This window comes from Pseudomonas sp. HY2-MNA-CIBAN-0224, assembly GCF_040310285.1.
GTDB classification, from domain to species: Bacteria; Pseudomonadota; Gammaproteobacteria; order Pseudomonadales; family Pseudomonadaceae; genus Aquipseudomonas; species Aquipseudomonas helleri.
Genome location: NZ_JBEOPQ010000180.1, coordinates 1 through 451, shown reverse-complemented (window position 1 = coordinate 451; position 451 = coordinate 1). Strand labels below are relative to the sequence as shown.

1 protein-coding gene is annotated in these 451 nt (G+C 45.9%); it reads right to left on the bottom strand.

The features are described from left to right. On the bottom strand, window positions 1-451 hold a 451-nt coding region (locus AAEZ03_RS25935), incomplete at both ends, for a phosphoadenosine phosphosulfate reductase domain-containing protein (protein ID WP_350582592.1).

Genomic DNA, 451 nt, shown 5'->3' with positions numbered 1-451 from the left:
CATCGAGACCTTGGCGGAATTCGGTTTGATCTTTACGAATGGCGTTGAACCAAACGTCAGGCTTTAGCTCATCTAGCGCACGGCGGAAGGGCTCAAGTTTCACTTGTTCTGTAAATTCATCATGCTGTGGGTTATCAATCCCTGGGATGCCATTCATCGTGGCATCACGATGCGCCGCCGTTTGCTTAGGGATATAGGTAACGACATTAAGATCTAAGTCTTTGATCACTTTATTAGCAAAACAATAAGTGGCGTCCGTGTTATAACCAGAATCTACCCATAATACGGTGATATCAGGACGTTGCTTGGCAACTAAATGCAAGATAGCCGACTCGTAAGGGCGGAAGTTGGTGGTAATGATAGGGTTTTTAGCCTGACTGAGTGCCCATTCAACGATTTGCTCTGGTGATTTTCCTTGTAGCGCTTGGTTGGCTTGATCAAGGTCTAGATC